Raw genomic sequence first — 3,579 nt, 5'->3', positions numbered from 1 at the left:
CCGAGGCCATCGGCCGCTCCCTGCGCGCGGCGGGTGGCCAGTCGGCCGCGGCAACCCACCTGGAACGCATCGCCCGACAGGGCCCGGCCTCGCTGACGGCGCCCATCGCTTCCGTCTCCGTACCCCACTGACTGCTTGCCCCATCGAACATCTGCCCGCGACCCCGGGACCTTCTCCATGACAACCGCTTCCCCACTCACCGCGGTACCCCCCACGGCCCCAGGGCCTCCGGCCGAGGCACCCTCCGACGCGCCTCCCGGGACAGCCCCGCTCCGAGTGCTCCTCCGCTATGCCCGCCCGCACCGGCCGGTGCTCATCGCGACCCTGCTGCTGGTCCTCGCGGCCAGCGCGGCCGGACTGGTGCAGCCGCTCGTGGCCCAGCATGTGCTGGACGGACTGAGCGACGGGCGCGGTGTGCTCGGCCCTGTCCTTCTGCTCGCCGCGCTTGTCGTGCTCGGCGCCGGGCTCACCGGGCTCCAGTCCTGGTGGCAGCAGCGCACCTCGGAACGGGTGGTCCGGCAGATCCGCCGGGACCTGGTCTTCCGGCTGATCCGGCTGCGTGTGCCCGAACTCGACCGCCGCCCGCCCGGCGATCTCATCGCCCGCGTCACCTCCGACAGCGCCCTGGTGCAGAACGCCGCCACGGAGGGCCTGGTGATGGTCGCCAACGGCGTGCTCAGCATCCTCGGCGCGGTGGTCCTGATGGCCGTGGTGCATCTCGGACTGCTCGGAGTGACGGCCGGCGTCCTGCTCGCCGTCGCCCTGGTGATGGTGTTGATCCTGCCTCGTATCCGCGAGGCGGTCGCCCGCTCGCAGGAGTCGGTCGGCGCGGTGGGCGCCGCGCTGGACCGTACGCTCGGCGCCGCCAGGACCGTCAAGGCCAATGGCGCGGAGGGCCGCGAGACCGAACTCGCCGGTGACGCGATCGAGGGCGCCTATCGCGCGGGACTCACCGGCGCCCGCTATGTGGCGATGGTCAAGGTCCTGTCCGGTGTCTCCATCCAGGCCGCCTTTCTCGCCGTGCTCGGTGTGGGCGGGGCCCTGGTGGCCTCAGGCGATCTCGACGCGTCCGCGCTGATCGCCTTCCTCCTCTATGTCTTCTATCTGGCGAGCCCGGTCGGCTCCCTGGTGGCCGGGCTGAGCATGCTGCAACAGGGCCTCGGCGCCGTCGGCCGTATCGAGCAGGTCAAACACATGCCGGTCGAGGACGACGTCGATCCCGATCCCGATGTCGATACCGAGACCGGCGGTACGGCATCGGAACCGCGCCCGTCAGGCGCGCCACCGGTGGAGTTCCAGGACGTACGGTTCTCCTATCCCGGCCGGGGACCCGCGCTGCGCGGGATCTCGTACACCGTGCCGGGCGGCACCCAGACCGCGCTGGTCGGACTCTCCGGCGCGGGCAAGACCACGATGTTCGCGCTGCTGCAACGCTTCCATGAACCGGCGTCCGGCCGGATCCTCATCGACGGTGTGGACATCGCCACCCTGCCCAGGGCCGAGGTGCGCCGGCGGATCGCCTATGTGGAGCAGGAGTCGCCCGTCATGGCGGGCACGATCGAGGACAACCTCCGGTACGCGGCCACCGACGCCTCGGACCAGGACATCGCCGAGGTACTGCGGCTGACCAGGCTCGACACCCTGATCGAGCGCCTTCCCGACGGACTGCGCACCTCGGTCGGCAATCGCGGTGTCACTCTCTCGGGCGGCGAGCGCCAGCGGCTGGCCATCGCGCGGGCCCTGCTGCGTCGGCCCGAAGTGCTGTTGCTGGACGAGGCCACCGCGCAGCTCGACGCGAACAATGAACGGGCGCTGCGGGAGGCGGTGGACCAGGCGGCCCGGCGCTGCACCGTGATCCTGATCGCGCACCGGCTGTCCACGGTCACCGAGGCGGACCAGATCGTGGTGCTCGAACATGGTCTGGTGCGCGCCGCCGGAACCCATCGGGAGCTGGTGGAGGCCGATGTCCTCTACCGCGAACTCGCCTCCTCCCAGATGCTCGTCAACGAGCCGGACGGCGGAATCGGCGCATTGGCCGACGCACCGAGCTGAATCTCGAGGAACGGATACGAGTAAGGGCGTTCCGCCGAAGAGGCGGAACGCCCTCACCTGGTTTTGCCATGCGGTGCCGTCCGGTGTGTCCGGTCAGCCGGTCAGGGCGTTGAGTCTGGCCAGGTAACCGTCGCGGTGACCCGCCACATTCGGGTGGTAGGACTCATTGATCTTGTCCCATTCCAGACTGGTCACCCAGGCGGTACCACCTGAGCAGAGAGTATGCGGATCGAATACCGGCCGGGCGTCCAGGAATTCAAAACCGGCCTCGGCCGCACGGGCCGACATGACGGAGGCCAGAGTGTCGGCCGCCGAGTTCATGGCCGTACGCTCGGTGTCGCTCAGTCCGAATATTCCGCAGTTACCACGGATGGTGTAGAGCCGCGGATAACCGATGACGATGACTCTCGCGTTGGGCGCCTTGGCGCGCACCGCGGCGTAGGTCTGCGCCAGCGCGGGAGACAGATATGCCTGCGCCGCCTGCTTCGCCAGTTCGACACCGTTGACACAGTCCCGGTCGTCGATGGTGAGGATGCAGTTCGCCAGTACATCGACGAAACCGACGTCGTTGCCGCCGACCTGGAGCGTCACCAGCGTGGTGTCCGCCGTCAGCTGAGGGATCTGCGAATTGATCACATCGGTCGTGGTGGCACCGGAGCACGACGCCTCCACGAAGGCGACCGACGGGTGCTGGGCCGCCCACAGCCGGGGATAGGCCAGCGGGCCGCGCCGGCATTCGGCATTGGGGTCGTCGTACGTGCGGGTTCCCGGGGCGACGGCGTAGGAGTCACCCAGGGCCACATACTTGCCCGCGGCGGCCTGAGCCGAGGTCGATATCGTGGCTGCCGCGACGAATGCCAGCAGGACGGTGAAAAGTACCTTTAATGAGCGCACGGAAATGCTTCTCCAATGGTGGGGGCATGGACCCATCATGGATAGCAGTTCAGAACGTCATAGTGTTGCCGTGTCCATGAAAAAGTGATGACGTTTTATGAGGTATGTGGATAGCGGTGGCCACCAGCCCCCGGCCGGTCGTCCAGCGGCCCGAGAATTCATCGTAACGACGGTTTTCGACAACCGGGCCCGGTACCAAGAGCCTTGCCTGAAAGGTCCGTTCGACCGGATTGATGGCTATTTCCGCCTCGGAGAAATCGAGTTCACGTCCGGTGAGTGGATACCAGACCTTGAAAACGCTCTCCTTGGCGCTGAAAAGCAGCCGGTCCCAGCTCACCTCGGGATGACGCTTCGCCAGAAGCCTCAGATGCTCGGCCTCGTGCGGCAGCGTGATGGCCTCCAGCACACCCTCCGGCAGCGGCGCGTCGGGCTCCGCGTCGATGCCGACCGCCGCCGTACCGTCCTCACCGTCAGATCTGGCCACCACCGCCGCGCGATAACCGTCGCAGTGCGTCATGCTGCCCACAATGCCTTTCGGCCACTGCGGCGCCCCCCGTGGATTGGGCAGCAGCGGTACGGGCGGCTGTCCCAGCCGGTGCAGCGCACGCCTGGCCAGCAGCCGTACAGTGGTGA

3 protein-coding genes are annotated in these 3,579 nt (G+C 68.1%); 1 reads left to right on the top strand and 2 read right to left on the bottom strand.

All coding sequences use genetic code 11. The features are described from left to right. Positions 1 to 309 precede the first annotated feature (309 nt). On the top strand, positions 310 to 2,052 hold the full coding sequence (locus GA0115259_RS36690) for an ABC transporter ATP-binding protein (RefSeq protein WP_256098307.1): 1,743 nt from the start codon (positions 310 to 312) through the stop codon (positions 2,050 to 2,052). 93 nt (positions 2,053 to 2,145) lie between these two features. On the opposite strand, the gene GA0115259_RS36685 is transcribed toward GA0115259_RS36690, so the two are convergent. Continuing rightward, positions 2,146 to 2,946: an SGNH/GDSL hydrolase family protein gene (locus GA0115259_RS36685; protein ID WP_256098306.1), complete on the bottom strand. Its 801-nt coding sequence runs from the start codon at positions 2,944 to 2,946 to the stop codon at positions 2,146 to 2,148. Positions 2,947 to 2,995: 49 nt separating this feature from the next. Continuing rightward, a partial coding sequence (locus GA0115259_RS36680) for a 4'-phosphopantetheinyl transferase family protein (RefSeq protein WP_107469402.1) occupies positions 2,996 to 3,579 on the bottom strand: 584 nt, incomplete at its 5' end.

It is taken from the genome of Streptomyces sp. MnatMP-M17, assembly GCF_900091995.1.
GTDB lineage: Bacteria > Actinomycetota > Actinomycetes > Streptomycetales > Streptomycetaceae > Streptomyces.
The sequence above is the reverse complement of the archived record's forward strand: the minus strand, read 5'-3'. Positions and strand labels throughout refer to the sequence as shown.